This is a genomic window from Desulfoluna spongiiphila (assembly GCF_900101345.1).
GTDB classification, from domain to species: Bacteria; Desulfobacterota; Desulfobacteria; order Desulfobacterales; family Desulfolunaceae; genus Desulfoluna; species Desulfoluna spongiiphila.
Window position 1 is genome coordinate 103021 of record NZ_FMUX01000012.1, and the last position, 22223, is coordinate 125243.

At 58.2% G+C, this 22223-nt stretch carries 22 protein-coding genes; 16 read left to right on the forward strand and 6 right to left on the reverse strand.

Annotated elements, in window-relative coordinates:
- The first annotated feature begins 1 nt into the window (after position 1).
- The 9 genes from BLQ12_RS16295 (at position 2) to BLQ12_RS16335 (ending at position 9252) form a co-directional block, all read left to right on the forward strand.
- Complete coding sequence (locus BLQ12_RS16295) at positions 2 to 544, forward strand: DOMON domain-containing protein (RefSeq protein ID WP_092211962.1); 543 nt, start codon at positions 2 to 4, stop codon at positions 542 to 544.
- Positions 541 to 1398, forward strand: a complete 858-nt coding sequence (locus BLQ12_RS16300) for an SCO family protein (protein WP_092211964.1) — start codon at positions 541 to 543, stop codon at positions 1396 to 1398. Before BLQ12_RS16295 ends, BLQ12_RS16300 begins: the two co-directional genes overlap by 4 nt.
- A gap of 268 nt (positions 1399 to 1666) precedes the next feature.
- Positions 1667 to 3301 carry a cytochrome c oxidase subunit I gene (locus tag BLQ12_RS16305; protein WP_092212112.1) on the forward strand — a complete coding sequence of 545 codons (1635 nt, stop codon included), beginning with the start codon at positions 1667 to 1669 and terminating at the stop codon, positions 3299 to 3301.
- Complete coding sequence (locus BLQ12_RS16310; RefSeq protein WP_092211966.1) at positions 3298 to 3894, forward strand: cytochrome c oxidase subunit 3 family protein; 597 nt, start codon at positions 3298 to 3300, stop codon at positions 3892 to 3894. Before BLQ12_RS16305 ends, BLQ12_RS16310 begins: the two co-directional genes overlap by 4 nt.
- A gap of 40 nt (positions 3895 to 3934) precedes the next feature.
- Complete coding sequence (locus BLQ12_RS16315) at positions 3935 to 4210, forward strand: cytochrome C oxidase subunit IV family protein (protein ID WP_092211968.1); 276 nt, start codon at positions 3935 to 3937, stop codon at positions 4208 to 4210.
- A 66-nt stretch (positions 4211 to 4276) separates the two neighbouring features.
- Complete coding sequence (gene coxB / locus BLQ12_RS16320; RefSeq protein WP_226860181.1) at positions 4277 to 4891, forward strand: cytochrome c oxidase subunit II; 615 nt, start codon at positions 4277 to 4279, stop codon at positions 4889 to 4891.
- Positions 4884 to 5834, forward strand: coding sequence for a UbiA family prenyltransferase (locus BLQ12_RS16325; RefSeq protein WP_092211970.1), 951 nt, complete (start codon positions 4884 to 4886; stop codon positions 5832 to 5834). The genes coxB and BLQ12_RS16325 overlap by 8 nt, the downstream gene beginning before the upstream one ends.
- Before the next feature lie 40 nt (positions 5835 to 5874).
- Complete coding sequence (locus tag BLQ12_RS16330) at positions 5875 to 6417, forward strand: HD domain-containing protein (RefSeq protein ID WP_092211972.1); 543 nt, start codon at positions 5875 to 5877, stop codon at positions 6415 to 6417.
- A gap of 351 nt (positions 6418 to 6768) precedes the next feature.
- Positions 6769 to 9252 (forward strand): diguanylate cyclase, encoded by a 2484-nt coding sequence (locus BLQ12_RS16335; protein ID WP_092211974.1) that lies wholly within the window; start codon positions 6769 to 6771, stop codon positions 9250 to 9252.
- A 6-nt stretch (positions 9253 to 9258) separates the two neighbouring features.
- Here the strand turns inward: BLQ12_RS16335 and BLQ12_RS16340 are convergent, their stop codons facing one another.
- Positions 9259 to 9957 (reverse strand): HAD family hydrolase, encoded by a 699-nt coding sequence (locus BLQ12_RS16340; RefSeq protein ID WP_175469868.1) that lies wholly within the window; start codon positions 9955 to 9957, stop codon positions 9259 to 9261.
- Between the two features lie 262 nt (positions 9958 to 10219).
- Between BLQ12_RS16340 and BLQ12_RS16345 the strand changes: the two genes are divergently transcribed.
- On the forward strand, positions 10220 to 11818 hold the full coding sequence (locus tag BLQ12_RS16345; protein WP_217640333.1) for a xylulokinase: 1599 nt from the start codon (positions 10220 to 10222) through the stop codon (positions 11816 to 11818).
- A 69-nt stretch (positions 11819 to 11887) separates the two neighbouring features.
- A complete protein-coding gene (locus tag BLQ12_RS16350) occupies positions 11888 to 12484 on the forward strand; it encodes a TetR/AcrR family transcriptional regulator (RefSeq protein WP_092211980.1) in 597 nt (198 codons plus the stop codon).
- A 430-nt stretch (positions 12485 to 12914) separates the two neighbouring features.
- Here the strand turns inward: BLQ12_RS16350 and BLQ12_RS16360 are convergent, their stop codons facing one another.
- The 3 genes from BLQ12_RS16360 to BLQ12_RS16370 form a co-directional block, all read right to left on the reverse strand.
- Positions 12915 to 13583 (reverse strand): class II aldolase/adducin family protein, encoded by a 669-nt coding sequence (locus BLQ12_RS16360; protein WP_092211984.1) that lies wholly within the window; start codon positions 13581 to 13583, stop codon positions 12915 to 12917.
- A gap of 12 nt (positions 13584 to 13595) precedes the next feature.
- A complete protein-coding gene (locus BLQ12_RS16365; protein ID WP_092211986.1) occupies positions 13596 to 14234 on the reverse strand; it encodes a class II aldolase/adducin family protein in 639 nt (212 codons plus the stop codon).
- Between the two features lie 75 nt (positions 14235 to 14309).
- The gene (locus tag BLQ12_RS16370) at positions 14310 to 15785 is read right to left on the reverse strand and encodes an aspartate aminotransferase family protein (protein WP_092211988.1); all 1476 of its coding nucleotides are present in this window, start codon (positions 15783 to 15785) and stop codon (positions 14310 to 14312) included.
- A gap of 632 nt (positions 15786 to 16417) precedes the next feature.
- Here BLQ12_RS16370 and BLQ12_RS16375 point away from each other — a divergent pair.
- From BLQ12_RS16375 to BLQ12_RS16395, 5 genes are all read left to right on the forward strand, one after another.
- Positions 16418 to 17764, forward strand: coding sequence for an OmpP1/FadL family transporter (locus tag BLQ12_RS16375; RefSeq protein ID WP_175469869.1), 1347 nt, complete (start codon positions 16418 to 16420; stop codon positions 17762 to 17764).
- A 304-nt stretch (positions 17765 to 18068) separates the two neighbouring features.
- Entirely contained in the window at positions 18069 to 18776 is a 708-nt protein-coding gene (locus BLQ12_RS16380) for an AzlC family ABC transporter permease (RefSeq protein WP_092212115.1), read from the forward strand.
- Positions 18773 to 19102 (forward strand): AzlD domain-containing protein, encoded by a 330-nt coding sequence (locus tag BLQ12_RS16385; protein WP_092211992.1) that lies wholly within the window; start codon positions 18773 to 18775, stop codon positions 19100 to 19102. Before BLQ12_RS16380 ends, BLQ12_RS16385 begins: the two co-directional genes overlap by 4 nt.
- 257 nt (positions 19103 to 19359) lie before the next feature.
- Positions 19360 to 19962 carry a dual specificity protein phosphatase family protein gene (locus tag BLQ12_RS16390; protein WP_175469870.1) on the forward strand — a complete coding sequence of 201 codons (603 nt, stop codon included), beginning with the start codon at positions 19360 to 19362 and terminating at the stop codon, positions 19960 to 19962.
- A 146-nt stretch (positions 19963 to 20108) separates the two neighbouring features.
- Positions 20109 to 20738 carry a manganese efflux pump MntP gene (locus BLQ12_RS16395; protein ID WP_254782068.1) on the forward strand — a complete coding sequence of 210 codons (630 nt, stop codon included), beginning with the start codon at positions 20109 to 20111 and terminating at the stop codon, positions 20736 to 20738.
- A 10-nt stretch (positions 20739 to 20748) separates the two neighbouring features.
- Here the strand turns inward: BLQ12_RS16395 and BLQ12_RS16400 are convergent, their stop codons facing one another.
- Together BLQ12_RS16400 and BLQ12_RS16405 are read right to left on the reverse strand one after the other, a co-directional pair.
- Positions 20749 to 21588, reverse strand: a complete 840-nt coding sequence (locus BLQ12_RS16400) for a DNA ligase (protein ID WP_092211996.1) — start codon at positions 21586 to 21588, stop codon at positions 20749 to 20751.
- 3 nt (positions 21589 to 21591) lie between these two features.
- Entirely contained in the window at positions 21592 to 22059 is a 468-nt protein-coding gene (locus BLQ12_RS16405; protein ID WP_092211998.1) for a hypothetical protein, read from the reverse strand.
- Positions 22060 to 22223: the final 164 nt, after the last annotated feature.

Sequence of the window (22223 nt, forward strand, 5' to 3'; positions counted from 1 at the left end):
TATGAAACGCTTGGCTTTCGGGCTCATGCTTCTGGTTCTTTTGTGGGGCGGCTGGACTCTGGCAAGTTCCCATGATTTTCAGCATACCATTGACGACGGCCCCATGAGTTTCAGCTGGACGGTGGACGGTGAAAATCTCCATGTGAAGCTCACCGGAAAAACCACGGGGTGGGTAGGGGTGGGATTCAACCCGGAAAAGATGATGAAGGGTGCCAATTTCATCATGGGGTACGTGAAAGGCGGGAAGGTCAAGGTGACGGATCACATCGGGAACAATGAGCGCAACCACAAGGCCGACAAAAAATCCGGAGGGGCGAACAACACCTCGGACATCGCAGGCTCCGAAGAGGGAGGCGTGACAGAGATTTTTTTCACCATCCCTTTAAACTCCGGCGACTCAACCGACACAGCCCTTGACCCCGGGGGTGTTACCACGGTCCTGCTGGGAATGGGGGGAGGCCGGGACAGCTTTCGATCGGTCCACAAATTCCGGTCGGTGCACCAGGTGACCCTTTCGACGGGTGCCTCGGAGAAGGTCAAGTGATCCGGGCGGCGGCCACCGCCCTTTGTGTGCTGGCCCTTGCTCTGGGTGGTGCCACCCTGGGGTTTTCCCATGGCGAGATGGACCATGAACCGGAGAGCCCTGTTGACGCCCCCATGGTCACGGAGGATACGGGGGGGGGCGTGGATGTGGGGGTGGATGAAAAACCCGGAGACACCCTCTACACCGAAGGGCGGTTGTGGAACGAGAAGGGCGAGCAGGTCAACCTCGAAGAGGTGCTGGACCTTCCCACCCTGCTGATTCCCGCCTACTACAATTGCCCCCGCTCGTGCAGCTTTCTCCTGGCGGCCATGGCAACGGCGGTTCGCGACCTGGATCTGTTCCCGGGCATGGAGTACCGGGTGGTGGCCTTGAGTTTTTCCGAAGAGGAGACCCCTGCCGATGCCGCACAGGCCAAGGTTCAGTACATGAAGATTCTGGGGGGCGGATACCCGGATGAGGCGTGGACCTTTCTGGTGGGGGACCCCGAGGGCATCAAAAAGCTGTGTGCCTCCATGGGCTATCGCTATACCAGGAATGGCCCCAACGCCTATGTTCATCCCAATGTGGCCCTGGCCGTTGCGCCCCGCGGGAAAATCATCCGGTACCTTTACGGGCCTGATTTTTTAACCGCTGACATCAAAAAGGGGCTGCAGGAGGCCGCCGACGGGGTGGCGTCCGTGTCCATTCGAAAGGTGGTGACCTTCTGCTTTGATTACGATCCCGAAAGCCGGGGCTATGTGCTCAATGTGTACCGAACCATGGGCACCGTGACCCTGACCCTTGTGGGGCTCATGTTTCTCTACCTAGTGGTGGCTCCGAAGGTTCGGAAGCCGAAGGCAGGGGGTAGGATATAGGGAGTTATTTCGGCCAAAACCAAGCATTTCAGGAAAGCCTCACCTCGTCCTTTTTTGAATAATGAAATGGGTATCTCCTGCAGAAGGCGGTTGCCGGATGCCATCCTTCACGCGAATGCCCCGATAATTCATGCGTAACCAAAGCTTCCATGCATTTGCCACAGGGTTTCAAGATGCCCCCACCTTGCCGCCCGAGGTTTTGCTTTTTGTTCTTTTATTTTTTTTCAGCAACTTTACGTTTTTGATTGCCTTTGAATGGAGATCAGAGATGGAAAAAGTTCCCTCTTTTTTTGAGACACCGGCACCGCCCCGTTTCACCGGCGTGCTCTCCTGGCTCATCACCACGGACCACAAGCGGATCGGGCTCATGTATCTTTTCGTGATCCTCTTCTGGTTTGTGGTGGCCATGTTTCTGGGCGGGCTGATGCGCCTTGAGTTGATGTTCAGGGGAGAGACCCTCATGGGGGCCGAGTCTTACAACGCCCTGTTTACTCTCCACGGGGTGATCATGATTTTTCTCTTTATCATCCCCGGGATCCCTGCCATCTTCGGGAACTTTTTTCTGCCCATCCAGATCGGCACGGACGATGTCTTTTTTCCGAAGCTCAACCTGCTCTCCTGGTACCTCTACGTCACAGGCGGGCTTCTGGCCCTGTCCACCCTGTTTATCGGCGGGCCGCCGGACACCGGCTGGACTTTTTACGTGCCCTTCAGCGTGGGCACCAACAGCAATGTCTCCACCGCTGTTTTTGCCGCCTTTGTGCTGGGGCTGGCGAGCATGCTTACCGGCATCAATTTTGTCACCACCATCCACCGGATGCGCAGCGAAAAGATGGGCTGGCTCCAGCTTCCCCTGTTTACCTGGAGCCTTTACGCCACAAGCTGGGTGCAGATCCTGGCCACGCCGGTGGTCTCCATCACCCTGCTTCTCATCATGGTGGAACGGTTTCTGGGGGTGGGGCTCTTTGATCCGGCCAAGGGTGGCGATCCCATTCTCTACCAGCACCTCTTCTGGATGTACTCCCACCCGGCGGTGTACATCATGATCCTTCCCGGCATGGGGGTGATCTCCGAGGTGATGGCGGTTTTTGCCAGAAAGCCTGTCTTCGGCTACAAGGCCATGGCCTTTTCCAGCCTTGCCATTGCCGTGGTGGGCTCCCTGGTGTGGGCCCACCACATGTACACCAGCGGCATGAGCGATACGGCGGTGTTTGTTTTCTCCCTGTTGACCTTTCTTGTTGCCATCCCGTCTGCCATCAAGGTGTTCAGTTGGGTGGCCACCCTGTACAAGGGCTCCATCCTGATGACCCCGCCGCTTTTTTTCGGCCTGTGCTTTATTTATCTTTTTTCCGTGGGCGGGCTCACCGGCCTGGTGCTGGGGGCTGCCGGGCCCGACATCCATGTGCACGACACCTACTTTGTGGTGGCCCATTTCCACTTCACCATGTTCGGCGGCACCGGGTTTGCTTTTTTTGCGGCCCTTCATCACTGGTGGCCCAAGATGTTCGGGCGGATGTATGATTTTACGGCGGCTTACTGGGCGGCGTTTCTTGTGACCTTCGGGTTTCTCCTCCACTATATCCCCATGTTTATCTTGGGGTTCCAGGGCATGCCGAGACGCTACTACGACTACCTGCCGGAGTATGAGACCGGCAACTTCGTGGCGGGTTTCGGTGCGGCTTTCATGCTGGCGGGCCTGGTGTTGATGCTGGCAAACCTTTTGGTGTCCCTGAAGCGGGGGAGGGTTGCCGCCTCCGACCCCTGGGGAGGGACCACCCTGGAGTGGACGGTGCCTTCACCGCCGCCTTTGCATAACTTTATACAGGAGCCGGTGGTCCCCGATTACCCGTACGACTTTACGGAAATAATGAAGACACGGAGCGGTGACGCGGAGGTCTCATGAGGCAGGCAACGGATCACAAAGGAAAGCGTCTCGGCATGTGGCTTTTTCTCTACACCGAGATCATTCTGTTCGGCGGGCTGTTTGTGCTCTACGCCGTCTACCTTGCCAGGTATCCCGTGGATTTCATTGCCGGGGGAAAGGATCTGAATCGCCTGTTCGGGGCGGCCAATACCCTGATCCTTCTGGTGAGCAGCTGTGCCGTAGCCTCTTCCATCACCGCCGTTCAAAAGGAGCAGAAAAAGACGAGCCTGTTTCTGGTGGGGGCGACCATTTTTTGCGGCCTGGTGTTTCTCATCAACAAGTATTTCGAATGGGGGCACAAGGTGCATGAGGGCATCTATCCGGGCTCCGAGAGCCTGACTTACGGGGAGCCGGGACGCAATATTTTTTTCGGGCTCTACTATGTGATCACCGGGCTCCACGGGATCCACATTCTCATCGGCATGACGGTATTAACCGTAGCCCTGGTGCTGATGGCCCGGCAGCGCATCACATCCCGGAACCATGTGTTTCTGGAGAACGCAGGGCTGTACTGGCACCTTGTGGACCTTGCCTGGATTTTTATTTTTCCGCTTTTTTACCTGGTCCTTTAAACAGGGCCTTCCTTTGGGAAGGCCCGTGGGGGAGAGACCCATGCACATCGCATCCTACGGCCGGCTGATGGCCGTGCTGGCAGCGCTTCTGGTCTTGACGGGGGTCACGGTGGCGGCCTCCTACGTGGACCTGGGCCCCTTGAACGTCTGGGTCGCCCTGATGATCGCTTCCACCAAGGCCTCCCTGGTGCTGCTTTTTTTTATGCACATCGGTGTTGAGGGGCGCCTGGTGGTGGCCTCGTTTCTCAGCACGGTTTTTTTCCTGGCCATCATGATCGGATTTACCTTCTGGGATGTGGCGTTTCGGGGGCAGTAAGCAGTGAACAGTGAGTGGTGAGTGCGTCACGATCCGGCACGTTTTCTTCTTTTCAAGGAGTGCATCATGCCCATGGACAACAACCCGGTGGTTCTGGTGGACCGGGCCTTCTACTTTATCATCGGGTTTTCCTTTCTCTTTCTTTTTGCCATCACGGCGGTGATGATCTGGTTCGTAATCCGGTACCGCCGGAGCCGGAACCCTTACGCATCGGATATTCGGGGCAACGTATGGCTGGAGCTTGCCTGGACCGTGATTCCCACATGCATTGCCCTTGCCATGTTTGTCTCGGGGTGGCAGGCGTATACGGGGCTTCGTTCCGTACCGGACGGGGCCCTGGAGATCAAGGCCTACGCCCAGATGTTTTCCTGGATCTTTGTCTACCCCAACGACAAAGAGACCGAAAACGAGCTGGTGGTGCCCGAAAATGTCCCCATCAAGATCACCCTGACATCAGAGGATGTGCTCCACAGTTTTTACCTGCCCTCTTTCCGTGTGAAGATGGATGCCGTCAAGGGCATGGAAACCTATGCCTGGTTTTTTCCCGACAAAAAGGGGGAGTTTGTCTTTCACTGTACGGAGTTCTGCGGCACCGGACACTCCTCCATGGACGGTACCCTGACCATTGTGTCCGAGGAGGCATACCAAGCATTTCTGGAGGAGGAGGACGACGATGAGTGACCGCAGGGCGTGCGACCGGACACAAGGCACAGGGCGCAGCGGTTTCAACCATGAGATGGAGATGGATGTGACAGATACGAAGCCCTCACCCAGGGCGTCCCCGAAGGGAAGGGCGTTCTCTTTTTTTCTTCTTTCCAAAACCTTCCTGTCTGCACATATCGGCCTGGCTGCTGCCGCAGGCTGCCTTTTCCACGCCGAAGGCAGCGTGGTGCAGGCCGTTATGGCCTGGTGTGGGGTGACCTTGACGGCCATGGCCGGCGCCCTGGTGAACAACATCCAGGACCGCCTCCAGGACCAGGAGATCACACGCACAAGGTGGCGCCGAAAGGCCCTGGAGTCAGCCGGGGTCCTCACCCTGCTGAAGGGGGCGGGGCTGATGGCCGTGCTGGGGCTCATGCTGGTGGTGGATGCCGCCGACGGACTCTGGCCCGCGGCCATGGTACTGACGGGGCTTTTTTTCTACAACGTGGTGTACACCCCTTTAAAGAAAAAGAGCCATCTGGCACTGCTTCCCGGATCCCTTTGCGGAATGGCTGCCCTTCTTGCCGGGTGGATGGTTTCCGGGGGCTCTCCCATGGACCGGGAGGCTCTGTCCGCGGCCCTGGTTGTCGGGGTCTGGCAGATTCCCCACTCCATGATCCAGAACCTCAAGCATGCCGACGAGCTGAGGAAAAGCGACCAGCCTTCCATCACCAAGCTGTTCAAGGACCCGGAGCTGGCCTTTGTGACCCTTATGTGGGTGATGCTTTACAACCTTTCCCTTTACCATCTTATCTTCATGGCCGATTTCTCCGACTGGGCGCTTCTCCTGCTGTTTACCAACGCGGGCTTTCTGACTCCGCTTTTTGCCCACACTCTTTTTGTCACCAAGAAGCCGGGCCTTGCCTTCGGCTTTCTTAATCTTTCCCTTGTGGCATACTTTATTGCCCTGATGATTCCGTAAGGGGCCAACTGAACCGACCGATTAAAAAAAGGGAGAGCCCATGACCGTGATTTACGATTCGATTCCCCTTGTGGATGAGCTTTTTGACAGGTGGCAAGGCCCTTTGGCATCCGAGTATCAGGGGTACCGAAATCATGTGTACCGCATGCTTCATTTTTGTTTTGCCCTTGGGGCCTGTACCGAAACGGATCGTGAAAAGTTGTGTGTCGCAGGGGTGTTTCACGACATGGGCCTCTGGATCGAAGACACCTTTGACTATATCCCGGCATCCATTCCCCCTGCCATGCAGTACCTGAGACGCCGCAACCTCGATGCCTGGTCCGATGAAGTTGCTCTCATGATTTCCGAGCATCACAAGCTTCGCCCATACCGGGACATGGCATACCCCCTTGTGGAGGTGTTTCGCAAAGGGGACCTGGTGGACGTGTCATTGGGCCTGTGCCGTTTTGGTATCGACAAGGCCTTTATCAGGGACGTTCGGGCGCATTTCCCAAACGCAGGGTTTCACCTGAACCTTTCAAAACGTGCGGCGAGATGGTTTGTCAGGCACCCCCTGGATCCGGTTCCCATGATGAAGTGGTAAAGGGCACCTGACAGGCCCTGGTGTGCGTGTGTAAGGTCCTCTCCTTTCCTCCCCTCCTTTTTAAGAACATTTTTTTTCAGACTTCTATTCATAAATTAAGCAGACGACGACCCGTTATCGGGGAATGACTTGTCCCTCCGGGTAAGCCCCGTTTTACAGCTGCGGCGTTGAGACTCAGAGGTATTCATATGTCACGTGTTATGATAAATAAAAGGTTTCCCGTTTAGATAAATCAAGGGGCGCCCCGGGCCTGGCAAAGAGGATTTGTTTTCCTTTTTTTAGCCCTGGGGAAGGCGGTTGCAGGATTGAACCGGGCCTTTTCGTGACAATGATTGCCGGAGTGTGTGGTGCATGGCTGTATGTAATGGTGTAATGCGAGTGATGTGCATGGGGGCCCTTTTTCTATCCCTTGCCGTCCCCGCAAAAGCGTTTCAGGTTTCGTTGTTTGTTCCCCGCAACGACACGGTGTTCTGGGCGTCCCTTGTGAGGTTGACCCGTGCTGCGGCCCATGACCTGGAGCTGGACCTTGTGGTGTATTCGGCGGGTAATCAGGGGGACACCATGCTGTCTCAGGTGAAAGCAGCCTGCATTCGGGGAACCGACGGCCTCCTTTTTATGAACTATGAACACCTTGGAAAAGAGATCCTGTCCATATCCGAGGAACACAAGGTCCCGGCGTTTCTCTACAACACCGGCTTTGAAGACCCCCTGATGGTCCCCAGGCGTCATTATCCTTATTGGATCGGCAGCATGACGCCGGATGATGTCCGCGCCGGGGGGCTCCTTGCCGAGCGGCTGATCCGGGCCGGTAAACGCTCGGGCGTGGGGGAGGTCCGAATGCTCGCCATCGAGGGAAACCCCCATGAAAAGTCTTCTGCGGACCGTGTCAAGGGGATGAAGACGGTGGTGGCAGGCCGCGGGGATGTGACGCTTTACGGCATTGCAAATGCCGGAAAAGGGTGGAGCAGGGCACGGGGGAGGCAGGTGTTTCTCTCCGAATACCGCAGGCACCCGGACATCAATACCGTGTGGGCCGCAGGGGATGACATCGCCCTGGGCGTCCTGGATGCGATACGTGATCTGGGGCTGGATGAGGGGGCGGTACTCACAGGGGGGATTGACTGGAGCGCTCCTGCCGTTGAGAGCATACGCTCCGGAGCCAATCGGTTGAGCATCGGCGGGCATATGCTGGAGGGGGCCTGGTCCCTCACATTGATGCACGACTACCTTCGGCACCGCGACTTCGCACGGGAGAGCACGGTGTTTAAAACCCGCATGCATGCCATCGACAGCGGCAATGTCGACCAGGTCAGGGCCTTTTTATCCGACAACTGGGACCGCATCGACTTTGCGGCGTTTTCAAAATACCTGAACACGACCCTTCTCTACCGTTTCGACCTTCCCCACCTGCTGGACACCTTTTATCCGAAAACAAACGCCTTTGAGATCACCGCAGAGGAACGCCGCTGGCTGGCCGACCACCCCACGGTACGTCTGGGGATCGATGACAACTGGCCGCCCTTTGAGTTTCTCGGGCCCGATGGACGATACGACGGCATGGTGGCGGACTATGTGCGGGTCCTTGAAGAGCGCCTGGGCATCCGATGTGTCTACACCCGGGGGATGACCTGGTCGGAGACGCTCACGGCCATGAAGGAGAAGCGCCTGGACATGATCGCCGCCATCGGGGCCATTTCACAGCACAAAGAGGCCATGCGGCTCACGTCGCCCTTTTTGTCTTTTCCCCTGGTGGTGATTACCAACGAGCAGGTGGATTTTGTGGAGGACATGGAGGCCCTTGCCGGCAGGACGGTGGCCGTGGTCAAGGACTATTCCGAGCACAAGATCCTTGCAGGGGAGTATCCGCATATCAAGGTGCTCTCGGCGGACACCACGGTGGATGCCCTGGCGGCTGTTGCCACGGGCAAGGCTTATGCCTACGTGGGAAACCTGGCGGTGGCAAATTACACCATCAAAAAAGAGCGGCTGACCCACCTCAAGGTGTCCGGGACAGTGCCTCGGACCCTTGCCATCAGCATGGGGGTCCGAAGGGATTGGCCTTTGTTTGCAGGCCTGGTTTCCAAAGCCATGGGCTCCATTTCCGAGGCAGAGCGGGACACCATCTATCAGCGCTGGATTACCCTGCGCTACGAACACGGGGTTGACTACACGTTGCTTTGGCAGTTTCTGGTGGGTGCGGTGGGGGTCCTGGCTGTCTCCATCTATTGGAACAGGCGCCTGTCCATCGTGAACAAAGCCCTTAAAAAAGAGATCGACGTGCGGGTGCTGGCCGAAGAGGCCCTTCGCAGGGAGCAGGCCAGGGTAAAGGTGATGGCGGTGACCGATCCCCTCACCGGGCTTTACAACCGGCGTAAATTCGCGGAAGCCTTTCCCCTTGAGATCAGCCGGCTCCGCCGCAGCGGGCGGTACCTCGCCTTTGCCATCATGGATATCGATTTTTTCAAGCAGTACAATGACCATTACGGCCATCAGATGGGCGATGAGGCCTTGAACCGGGTGGGGGCGCTTCTTCTCCGGCGGTGCAAACGGGGTACGGACTACTCCTTCCGGCTGGGGGGAGAAGAGTTCGGGCTTCTGTTTCTGGCGCGGGATCCGGACCGGGCCCTGGCCTTTATGGAGAGCATGCGGGAGGCCATTGCAGGGCTCGCCATCGAGCACACCCAGAGCAAGGTGTCGGATGTCCTGACGGTCTCCCTTGGCCTTGTGGTCTCGGACAGTCCCACAGATATCGATACCATGTATAAAACCGCGGATCAGGCGCTCTACCGGGCCAAGGACTCCGGTCGCAACAGAACTGAAATGGCAGCCTGCTGAGTCGCCTTAACTGTTTTGGTTGTTTTGGGATGCGTTGTGGTCATGATGCGCGATGTCCCATCCCTGGTCCAGGGCCACGGTCTTAAGGGCCGGTGTGGGGTTCACCGCGGTGGGGTGGCCCACGGCCCTGAGGAACGCAAGGTCTGCGTGGTGGTCGGAGTAGGCGTGGGACGCGGCCAGGTTGATGCCCATGGTGCGTGCCAGGCCACCTATGGCCCGGGCCTTTTCGCTGCCGACACAGATGTTGCCTGCGGGGCGGCCGGTGCAGAGACCGTCTCTGCCCGCTTCGATGGGGGTGGCGAACCAGGCGTCGGGGGCATGATCCTCGATGAAGGGGGCAAGGAGGTGCCCGCTGGTGGCCGAGACGACGATGACGAGGTGGCCCCGGGTTTTGTGGTCCGCCATGAGGGCCATCATGTCCGGAAAGAGAAGGGGCTTCAATCGATCCTCATACAGGTGCCTGGCGTGGGCCTGGAGGTGAGAAAGGGGGATGCCCTTGTATGAGGTGAGGTAGATGCGGTTGAAACGATCGTGGTCCATGAGGTTTCGCTTGTAAAAGGGCTCGGCCAGGGCCACCTTGAGCAGCCTGAAGGGGTACAGGAGCCCCGGCCAATGGTTCCGGAGCAGGGAAAGGGCCTCCATGCGCTGGCTGTCTGCGGCGATGAGGGTGCGGTCGAAATCGAAAAATGCAGCCGTTCGTGTCATGGAGCGTCCTTGGCTTGATGGGTGGTTGGCATCTGGCGCGGTATGTACCATGGGACTTCTGTGGGTGTCAACGCGTGGGTGTGTGTGCAACCGCTTGGGATGATGGGTTAAATGCCGGGTTGTCTCTGGGGGGCGTTTTTTGCCAGGATTTGAACTGACCGGTCAGTTATCCTGTTGACACCATCGCAACTCCTCGGATATGTATTTTAAAATCAGCGGCGGTACACCTTTATCATACCTCAACCTTGCGGGGAGAGTGAGTGTGGACCAAGAGACCCATGTCCTTGCCTTCGATGTCGGAACCACGGGCTGCAAGACCTGCCTGTACCGTATTGGTGAGACCTTGACCCAGGTGGCCTCCGAGGTGGCCGAGTACCCCCTGTACGTGACGGAGGACGGAGGGGCCGAGCAGCGCGTGGAGGAGTGGTGGGATGCCTTGTGCCAATCCACCCGGGCGGTCCTTTCCAAAGGCGGGGTGCCCCCTTCCGGGATCCGTGGGATTTCCTTTTGCTGCCAGATGCAGGGTTCCGTTGTGGTGGACAGACACGGAGACGCCCTGCGCAACCCCATGGTCTATCTTGACGGGCGGGCCACGGAGCAGATCGACCGGTACCTTCGAAGGGGCCTGTTCCGCATCAGCGGCATCAACGCCTTTGCCCTGCTGAACACCCTGCGCATCACAGGGGGCGTCGCGGCCACGGCCAAGGACCCCTTGTGGAAGTACCACTGGGTAAAGGACCACGAGCCGGACCTCTTCACACGGGTCCACAAGTGGCTGGACGTCAAGGATTATCTCATCCTGCGCTGCACGGGTGAGTGCGCCATGACCCCGGACTCCGCCCACATCACCTTTGTGTACGATACGCGAAGGGGAAAAGAGGGGTGGCACCCAGGTCTGTGCAGGACCTTCGGGGTGGATATGGCCCACCTGCCCAAGGTGGTGGGGGCAACGGATGTGGTGGGGGGGCTTTCTGAGCGGGCTGCCCGGGAGCTCGGGCTCTGTTCCGGGACCCCTGTGTTCGGCGGGGGCGGGGACGTGACCCTGACGACCATCGGCTCCGGGTGCCTGGACCTTTATGACACCCACATCTATGTGGGAACCTCCGGGTGGGTGGTCTCCAACGTGGGCAAGCGGTATGTGGACATCGCCCACTTTATGGCCGCGATCTTGGGGGCGATCCCCGGCCATTACAATTATGTGGCCGAACAGGAGACCTCCGGAGCCTGCCTTCAGTGGGTGAGGGATCACCTGGCCGTGGATGCCATCGGGGTCTACCTGAAGGAGAGGGGTATGGATGCTGAGAGCGTGGACCCGGCTGAACTTTACGCCCTCATGAACCGGGCCGTGGACGAGACCCCGCCCGGCGCGGGAAACCTTCTTTTTACCCCCTGGCTCCACGGCAACCGGGCGCCGAAGGAGGATACCCGAGCCCGGGGTATTTTTTTCAACATCGGCATGAACACGGGCAAACGCCAGATGATCCGGGCCGTGCTCGAGGGGGTGGCCTTTCACAAGCGGTGGATGCTGGAGGCCATGGAGTCCCGGATTCCAAAGCAGGAGACGGTACGTTTCGTGGGGGGCGGCGCCCGGTCCGAGGTGTGGTGCCAGATCATGAGTGACGTGACGGGGCGTCGCATCGAGGCCGTGTCACAGCCCCAGGACAGCGGTGCTGCCGGTGCGGCTGTGGTCTGTGCCGTGGGGTTGGGCATCATGCCCTCTTTTTCCGCGGCCAAGCCGTTGATCAAGGTGGCCAAAACCTACGAGCCCCGGGCCGAACTCAAGCCCATGTACGATCGGCAGTTCAAGGTGTTTAAAACGCTTTACAAAAAAAACAGAACGCTTTTCAAGGCGTTGAATTAGCCGGGATATTTGACGGCATAAATTGTCCGGGTGAGGGACGCAACCACGAGCCAAACGCATCGGAGGACCATGGATTCCGGGAAAACCAGCATCAAACGCAAGCAGATACTTAACGCCGCCGCCACCATATTCTCTCAAAAGGGGTTCCATCAGGCACGCATGGACGAGATCGCCCTCATGGCCAATGTGGCCAAGGGGACCTTGTATTACAATTTCTCCAGCAAGAGCCTTCTTTTTGCCGCCACCGTCACCGAAGGGATGGAGGGCATCGTCCGGCAGATTCGGACGGAACTGGTGTCCGACCTTCCCTTTCCCGAGCACTTTCAGCTTCTGGTGACCTCCATTGTCCGGCTGTACCTCCAGCACAGCGATCTTGCCCATATTATCTTCAATGAAATCTCAAGCGGTATCGACGATGCCGTCCTTGTTGAGATTGAACGGGTTCGCTCCCGGTTTATTGAGTTTATCGCGGAGATGATCGAGAAGGGGCAGAAAAAGGGGTATATCAAACCCATTGACCTGAAACTCTCGGCCGTGGCCCTTGCAGGGATTATCGACAGCGTGTGCAGCCACCTGCTGCAACACCCCGATGAAGCCACTGAAGAGCAGGCCGTTGCGACCCTTCATGACATGCTGTCCACGGGATTGTTGAGCGGCGGGCAGTGAGTGGTGGGTAGGCAGTTGTGAATAGTGAAAGGTGCCTCCGGCGGCCCTGCCGGGGGCCAAACTTTTGAAAAGTTTGACAAACAGGTTTTAAAAACAGATTCAGTTCAATCTAAATCAAAGGCGAATGTGATTTTCCCCGAGGAACGAAGGGGAAAGCGCATTCGCAAGCTGCTTTCGAGGTGGCACACCTCGCCGCCGGAGGCAACCAAGTTAAAGATGCCTCCGGCGGCCCTGCCGGGGGCCAAACTTTTAAAAAGTTTAACAAACAGGCTTTAAAAACAGATTCAGACCAATCAAAATCAAAGGCGAATGTGATTTTCCCCGAGGAACGAGGGGGAAAGCGCATTCGCAAGCTGCTTTCAAGGTGGCACACCTTGCCGCCGGAGGCCTCTTTCTGGTTTTTTCGCTAAGCCCTCTGTGACTCTGTGGTTCATCTGACTTTAACCATAGAAGGGACGTTTTTTGTGTTTTGTCTGGCGTAGGTGAGCTGGTAGACGGTGCGCATGAGAAGGGCCTCTCCCCGGTTGATGGTGATGCCGCCCCCTAAGAAGGTGGCCTCGATGACGGCCTTGCAGTTTTTTTCCAGGACCTGGGCCACGGCGTGGGCATCGTCAAAGGTCCCGGCGCCGCAGAGGGCGCCGCTGTTTTTAAGGAGCACGGCGTTTCGTCCTCTCATGGCGGCGATCACCGGGGCGGTTCCCCGGCAGGGCCAGGACTGGGCGATCCTTGCGGAAATTCCCACAAGCTGGGCCATGTCGTCCAGAAGGGGCGGCACATCGCGTTCTGCCCGGGAGGCGGTGAGAATGCTCAAGGGGTCGGCGTGGAGAAGGGCGCCCAGGTGCTTTCGTTTCTTATAAAGAGCCCTGTGCAGGGCGAACCGGCGGTCCGGCCTGGGACCCTCCAGGGGGGTACAGGTGGCAAGGTCCACAACGGACAGGGCGTCAGGGGTCAACTCAGAGAGTTTGGTGTCTTCAGGGGTGATCCACAGGCGACCTCCCATCCGGGCGCTTAAGCAGCCGGAGTGGTCGGTGCAGAGGCCTTCGGACAGGAGTATCTGGGCCATTTCGCAGATATTCCGGGGTGCGGACGGCATGGGCATGGGGCGCTCCTTTCAGGGCAGGGTTTTCAGGTAACAGGCATGCATCTCTTCCATGGTGTGCGCCCGGGTACCGTATCGTCGGGCAAAGGCCTCGGCGATGAACGATTCGCAGGCCCCTTCAAGGGCCTGGGCCACCCGGAAGGCTTCTTCCATGGTGCCTCCGACACAGACGGCACCGTGGTTGGCCAGCAGGGCCGCCTTGCGCTCCCCGTCAAGGGCCGCGCCTGCCGCCTTTACGAGTTTTTTTGTCCCGGGCAGGGCGTAGGCGGCGCAGCGAACGCTTTCCCCCAACAGCCGGGCATGGGCTTCGGACAGCCCGGTCACCTCTTTCCGGGCGGCAGCCACGGTGGACGCCTGGCGCTGGTGGGTGTGGACCACGGCGTTGATGTCGGGACGCAGGGCATAGATCTCTGCATGCATGCCTTTTTCGGAGGAGGGTTTGATGCTGCCTTCATGGGAGAGGTCCTCAATGGTGACCACCACGAGCTCCGACGGCTTCAGGGTCTCGTAGCGCCTGCCGCTGGGGGTGATGAGAAAGGACCTTGAGTCCAGGCGAAGGCTGATGTTCCCCCAGGTTCGGGCCACAAGGCCTTCCCCTGCCAGGTCCAGCCCGGCCTGGTACACGATGTCGCGGGCTTGGGTGAGTTCCATGCGATGCTCCTTATACGTATCGGTAAACAGTCCGGTACCGTCTCCTCTTTTTCCTGTGAAACCGGGATGTCTTGCCTAAGCCTTTACCCCTTCAATGTTCAGGAAAACACGTTCAAATCGGTTCAGGGCGTCATCGATGATCTCGTCGGTGTCGGCGGCCGAGGTATACAGGCGGCTTCCGGCGAGGGTGACGAGGCCTTCGGCCATGTAGGCGGCCCCCATGTGTGTCATGACGTCTTTGCGTGCGTGGATCTCTTTGATCCTGGCGGGGATCTGCCAGGGTTTGAAGAGGTTGATGTCAAAGAGCATGGTGCCCACGGTCTCCAGGTGGCAGATGGATCCCTGGTTGTAGGCCACAAAGGGGAGCCCGTATTTTTCGATGAGCTTCCGGAGCCCCCCGGTGAGCCGGTCACCGGCTTTTCCCGCTGTTTCGCAGGCGTTGGTCTCCTCGATCATCTTCACCGTGTGGTACCCGGCGGCGGCGCTCAAGGGGTTGGCGGCCATGGTTCCCCCCACATGGGCCTTTTTTGATTTTTTCCCCCCGAGTCCTCCGGCCAGACAGGCCATGAACTCGGCCTTGCCGCCGATACCCCCCGCCGAGGGGTAGCCGCCTGCCACCACCTTGCCGAAGATGGTAAGGTCCGGCGTGATGCCGAAGTATCCCTGGGCCCCGTCGACCCCGATGCGAAAGGCGGTGACCACCTCATCAAAGACAAGGAGGGCGCCGTAGGTTGTGCAGAGATCCCGGACCTGGCCGTTGTAGTCGAAATCCAGGGGACGGGTGCCGCTCTCCGGGCCCATGGGTTCCATAAAGACCGCCGCCGTGCCCCCCCGGAGCCTGTTTCGTTTCAGCTGTTTTTCCAGGGCGTGGATGTCGTTGGGGAAGACCTCCTGGGTGTATTTGAAGCAGGCAAGAGGAATGCCGTGGGACTCTAAAGACCGGAGCCCGGGGATGCGGTTTCCGTAGGACAGTTGATCGCTCCAGCCGTGATAGGCCCCGCCGAGTTTGATGATGTTTTTTTTCCTGGTGGCTACCCGCGCAACCCTGACGGCTGCCATGCACGCTTCGGTGCCGCTTCCCAGCATGCGGAACATCTCCACTCCGCTGAAGCGGTCGCAGATGAACCGGGCCAGCTTCATTTCGTACTCATGAAAGAGGCCGGTGGCGGGGCCGCAGGTGGTGAGCAGGTCGAGGACCTTGGCCCTGACGGGTTCGGGGTTGCTTCCCAGGACAGTGGGGCCTCCCGCCTGGAGAAAGTCGATGTAGCGGTTGCCGTCCACGTCCTGTAGGTGGGCTCCGGAGGCTTTGGCAAAGGCCAGGGGAAAGGGGTAGTTAAAGGCAAGGTTGTGCTGGACCCCGCCGGGTATGACCCTGGCCGCGTCCTCGGCCATTTGCTTTGAGGTTCTGCACTTCTCATCAAAGTAACCCAGGTACCCGTTAAGGGCCTCTTTTCGAAGGGTCCGGATGGGCTGGCTGATGAGGGCGTTGAGCTGTTCGTAGATTTTGCGGGTGTCGTGGTACTGGCTGATGGCGTATCCGGGTTTGGTCATGATGGTCTCTACCTCGTCTCACCTTGATTTTTTGCCAATGCCGTTCGGGAAGGGGCGTAACCAGGGAACGTTCTGCAATGGCCATTGCCGTTGCTGTGAAGGCGTTTGCGTCAAGCCCATGGCCCGATGTCCTGTCTGATCCGGCTGCCCTGCGTGGGCAAGGCGGCTTGCTTAATTTTCGGTAAATACATGGAAAACGAAGTGCGTTGACCTCACTATAGGAAAAAGGATTTTCGGGTGTCAACAGAAAACTGACTGGTCAGTTTAATTCTGGTCAAGGCTTTTTAACCATGCACTGACCGGTCAGTTAATGGTTGACAAACATTGGCCCCCGGGGCTAACGTCAGAAATGAACGTTGATTATGAGTGGAATATCTGTTTGTCAGTAAGAACCTGTTTGGCCGGGGGCGACCGGGTGGGCCGGGTGTGTTTTCCGGGTTCGGTTGCCCCTTGTTACATGGCGTCGGCGTATCGGCACGAAGCGACATTCATCACTGATGGTATTGCTTTCCATGACCCAGGCGGATGATCCACAGGGCCGGTTTCACGTGGGCCGCTCAGCGGCCGCCTGAGCCTTTAAGGGCCCCTTGTTCCCATGGACGGCTGCCATCTTCATGACCAGGGAGGGTGGTATGAAACGAGCGGTTCTTTTCACTACAGTGCTACTGACAGTCTGTCTTATCTCCACGGATCTTTTGGCCAACATCGACAACCTTTCCAACATGAGCGTGGAGTGGATGCGGACCGCGAACCGAAACGCCGCAACGGACAGGGCCGATATCGTGGTGTACAACCCCGGCGGCATCACGGAGCTGCCCGATGGCGTGGCCATCAACATCGGCAACCAGAGCATGAGACGTGAGCCGGAGCACTCCTATAACGCGGGCATGGGGGAGAAAAGCTTCGAGCAGGACGGGGACGACCCCTTCCTTCCCAATATCTATGCGGCGTACAACAGAAATGACTGGGCGCTCTGGGGTGGTTTCTATATTCCCGGGGGCGGTGCCGTGGTTGATTACCCCACGGGGTCCTTTACAACCAATGTGCTGATTCCCGGCTCCATTGCCAGTGGCGTGGCCGATGTCATCGGCGGGGGGCTTACGGGCAACGATGTGTTTGCGACCCTTTCCACCTCGGGGGAGAGCCTTGAGGCAGAATCCATGTACCTCACCTTTACCCTGGGCGGGACCTACAAATTCAACGACATGGTGTCGGTGGCCCTGGGGGGCCGGTACATCGATGCGGACAACAGCATCGAAGGCACCGTGTCCGTTGCCTCAAGCAACGGTCTGTTCGATACCGTCATCGCCGGCGGGGGATTCAGCGACAACAAGGTGGATGTAGACGAAAGCGCCGAGGGCGCCGGATATATCGTGGGGATCAACATCAATCCCACGGACCGGGTGAACATCGGCATCCAGTATCAGTCCAGGGTGGACCTTGACTTCAAGGCCGATGTGAACCAGGACAACCTCGGGCTGTATGTCGATGGCGCGGAGAACCCCCGGGATTTTCCGGCCATGCTGGGGTTTGGGGTCGGATGGGATATCCTGAAGCGGTTTTATCTGGAGGCCAACTACAGCTACTGGTTCCAGGAAGATGCCGACTGGGGGAAAGACAGCGGTGGCAAAGATATCTCCGATATGGCAGGTGACACCCAGTCCTACGGCATCACCGGGACCTGCAAGTGGACCGAAGGCTTTTCCACAAGCGTCGGAACCGTCTATACCGATTTCCTCTGGAACGATATCGATGGGTATTATTCAGCGAATATCGGGTCCTACGAGGTGCTTTACTCTGATAACTGGCAGGTGTGCGGGGGCGTCTCCTGGCAGATTACCAAGCGAGTGGAGGTCAACGCGGCCGTTGCCAGGACCATCTGGGATGATGAGACCATCACCGACCAGACCACCGGCGTCAAGCTGGAAACCGAAAACGCCACCACCACCGTTGCCATCGGTGCAAACTTCACCTTCTAACGGTGCCTGCGGCTTAGGGCTCGGCCGGAAAACAATGATACACCCTGACGTGTTGGCCGTTTGAGCGATGACGCGAATTCACCGATGGGTAACACTCCCAGAGCGCTATCACACTCGCCAATACGTGTGAGCTTTATTTTTGTCATAGCCCTTATTCTGATGCCTTGATGTCACGGGGCCCCGGGAGGAACACCATGTCTTGCCGGGGCCTTTTTTGTTTTTTTGTCTTTCCCTTTTCTTTTCCCATTCCAGTGCTGTACATAAGTCGGTGTTGATGTTTTTTTCTGTGATGCCGGAGGATGTGATGGGCTGGTGTGAAGAGGAGCGGGCGACGTTCCTGGAAGGGGTGCGTGCGTCCCTTCCGTTGATGTTGGGGGTGGTTCCCTTTGCCTTGATTTGCGGGATTGCCTCCATGGAGGCAGGGCTGCCCGTCTGGCAGGCGGTGGTGATCCCCGTTGTGATTTTTGCAGGAGCGGCACAGCTTGCCGTGACCCATCTTTTTGTGATGGGGGCACCGGCCGTGGTGATGGTGCTGACCGCCCTGGTGATCAACCTGCGGTTTGTGATGTACAGTGCCTCCATCTCCCCGCACTTCAGGCCCGTGCCCGGCAGGTGGCGGCCGCTGCTCTCCTATCTGTTGACCGACCAGGCCTACGCCCTTTCCCTGACAAAGTTCAATCAGCCGGAAGGGTGTCGGTATCCTTTTGCTTACACCATGGGCACCGGGGTTACCGTGTTTTTTGCCTGGCATGTGTGCAACGGCCTGGGGGTCCTCTTAGGGGCCGGGGTGCCTGCGAGCTGGGGCCTCGATTTCGGCGTGCCCCTCACCTTCATGGCCCTTCTGGTCCCGGCGGTCCAGGATCGGCCTACCCTTGTTTCGGCCCTGGTCTCCGGTGTCACGGCGGTGGTTGCCGCCGGTCTTCCCTGCGGGCTCAACATCATCGTTGCCGCCCTGACGGGGATCGGCGCAGGGCTTCTTTTTGAGGCCGGAACCCTACGGGAGACCCCATGAGCCACGACGCCTTTTTTGTGGTGGCGCTGCTGTGCGGCGCTGTCACCTTTTCCGAGCGGGGGGCCTTTCTTTTGCGCCAACGGGGCAAAGAGCCCCACCCGCGGCTGGCAAGGGCCCTTCGCCTGGTTCCTGCAGCTGTCCTTCCGGCCCTTGTGACCCCGGCCATTTTTATGCACAGCGGAGCTGTGGACCTCTCCTTTGGTAACCTGCGCCTTCTGGCCGGGGCTGTGGCCCTTGCCGTGGCCCTTTGGAAACGAAGCGTTTTTCTGACCCTTGCCTCCGGTCTTTCCTCCCTCTGGATTCTTCAGTGGGCGGTGGGGGGGTGAGGGCATACCGGACAGCCAGAAGAGCCTTCCGTGTTTAACGTTACCGGGAAAAAACTTCCCTCCGGTGGCCAAGCTTCTGAAACGTTAGATAAACAGGTTTTGGTTGATTTGATGAATATCTCCGCGACTGATGTCGCCCTGAGGGACCGAGGGGTGACATCAGTCGCAACCTGTGGCCCAGGGGATCATTCTCTGGCAGCCGGAGGCGTTTTATTATCATGTCTTTAGGCTTTAACCCTGTAGCGGAGAGTCTCGCGATGCGGATCATGATCACCCTTGCGATGTGTCTGGTGATGGGGGCCACGGCGTATGGTGGCGAGGAGCCAAGGCCCCGGGCCTGGGCGGTGCCGATGTCCATGGAGGGGGTTCCCAACCTGCACCGACTCGATGAGGGGGTGTACCGCAGCGCCCAGCCATCGGCTTTGGGAATGAAGAACCTTGAGTCCTGGGGGATCAAGACGGTGATCAACCTGAGGCTTTTCCATTCGGACACGGATGAGGCCAGGGGGACGGGCCTTCGCCTTGTGAGGGTCCCCATGAAGACCTGGGCACCGGATGAGATAAAGGTGGCCCGATTTTTTTCTGAGCTCATGGAACCCTCCAACAGGCCTGTATTGTTTCATTGCTGGCATGGTGCCGATCGAACGGGCGTCATGGGGGCGCTGTATCGTGTGGTGGTGCAGGGGTGGACCAAAGAGGAGGCCATTGACGAGATGGTGCATGGAGGGTACGGGTTCCACCCCATCTGGTTTCACCTGCCGGGATGGGTTCGGGACATGGACGTGGATGTGCTGAAAAAAGAGTTTACCGACGGTTTCATTCCGCTGCAACGTGGTGTACGCTCTGGGTCGGTATTATGATCAGGATGGCCGGGGCAGCTTTTTTATCGCGCCGTCATTCCGATGCAAAAGCAAGGGTGCCCGGCAGGCCCTGATGAGAAGGGCCGGGCGGGTTTTAATCTTAATTATTGAATGGGTTTCTTTTGAACATGCCGGGGAGATGGGCCGTGGCCCAAACCCTCTTGGTTGCCTTTGAGCCCATGACCTTAGAGTGTGGCGTTGTGGAACTGATTCCTTTGATCTCCCTTGCCGTGGCCCTTGCCATGGATGCGTTTGCTGTTTCTGTTGCCGTGGGCATCAGGCTGAAGACCGTCAATCCCCGACAGATGTTTCGCCTCTCCTGGCACTTCGGCCTGTTTCAGGCCTTGATGCCGGTGCTGGGGTGGTGCCTGGGGGTGAACATCCGCTCCTTTGTGGAGAGCTTCGATCACTGGATCGCCTTCGGGCTCCTGGCCTTTGTGGGGGGCAAGATGTTCTGGGATGCCTTCCAGGATGAAGAGGAGGCCGGGGAGACAAGTGACCCAACCCGCTCCATGAGCCTTGTGCTTCTTTCTGTTGCCACCAGCATCGATGCCCTGGCCGTGGGGTTTTCCATGTCGGTTCTGGATGTGGCCATTGCTTTTCCCGCCATTGTCATCGGTGTCACCGCCTCGATGTTTACCCTCCTTGGCATGCAGCTCGGCAGCCGCTTTGCCTCCACATCCCGCTTGAGTCACTGGGCGGAGATTCTCGGGGGGCTGGTGCTTTTTTTCATCGGGTTTCATATTCTTTTCGAGCATGGGGGGTTCGGGTCCTGACGGGGATCTGTCAGTCGGTGCGGACCCTCATGTAAGATGCAAACCGGGGTTTGCCTGTGTGGGTGAAGCCGTGGTGCCTGAAGGTGACAACCGCTCCCGTGTGGGGAGGTTGTTTCCGTGCCTTATCGGTAAACCCGGTGCCGAGGTTGAACTCCACGCCGTTGTCCAGCCTGACCCTCAAGCTTCCCATCATTCCTTTGTATTTTCCTCTTCCCTCATTGATGCCTATTACGATTCCCTCCATGTCCGACGCGTGCTTGACCTTGAGGACGTGGGCTGACCTGCCGGTGTGGTAGGCGAGGTCCGGGTTTTTGACGATAAGGCCTTCTCCCCCTTTTTTTTCTACGGATGCCATGAATTGCTCCAGATGATGCGGCCCTTCGCAGGGTATCTGGGGAATGATACGGGCAGGGGCTTCGGGGTGGGTTTTAAACCACTGGCGGGCCCTGGCAAGGCGATGGGGAAAGGAGCCCTGAGTGTTGGGTACTTCGAAAATGTTGTAGGTGATCCGTTTCCAGTGGTCCGATGGGCTGTGATCCATGACGGTGCCCTGGATAAAAGAGAAATCACCACGGGTGCTCCAGAGTTCGCCGTCGAGCTCAAAGGGGGGAAAGTCCCGGGTGAACCAGGCAGGGGCATGGATGGTTTTTCCCTTGCGGGTGACCAGGGTGGTCCCGTTCCAGTACCCACGGATTCCGTCGAGCTTTTCACTCATGAACCATCCGGTGATGTGTTCCTCACCGGTGTAGGTGGCGGCTTTCTGGAGTGTCGGGGGAGCGGCCCACAGGGCAGTGGGGAGAAGGAGAAGAAACAGGGGGAGCAGTTTCAGGAGCCGGCGTGTCGGAAGCATGGGTCATCGCCCGATGTCCACCGACTGCGACGGGGTTCGCGTCGGGGGCTGGATGAAGTCGATCTCTTCGAGCCGCATTTTGGGGTCGAGTTTTTTGTAGTAGAAATCGCCGTAGCCGGGTGTGCACATTTTTAAATACCCCTCATCTGTCTTCTGGGCCACGAGGCAGAACCGGTCCCGGTTCTGGTGCTGGAGGGTAACGGTGTCGTCCGTCACGGAGACATCCAGAAGGAGGCGATTCCATCCTTTCGTGGGGGAGTATTTTCGCAAGTCACCGTCGGGGCTGAAGAGCAGGACGTGTTTTTCCCGGGGGCATTTTGGTGCTGGAGATGCCTCATCGGCAGGGGGTTGCGAAGAGACAGCGACATGAAGCCACCGTCCGTGGAGCCAGGTAGACTCCTCCAGGTGGGTGTTTAAGTTGGCATTGTCCGTACTGAAGGTGAGGAGAAGGGCAAAAAGGAACTGGGGCATACAAATCTCCAATCTGTGATTGGTAAGGGAGTATGACGAAGGTAACTTTTTAACTTTTTTTTCTCAGTAATACGCTATATTGCGAAAATGATCAAGGGGAGAAAGGGAGCCGCGAATCGAGGAGGCGTTTCCCTGCGCCACCTTCCCCTTGCGAAGGTCATCTT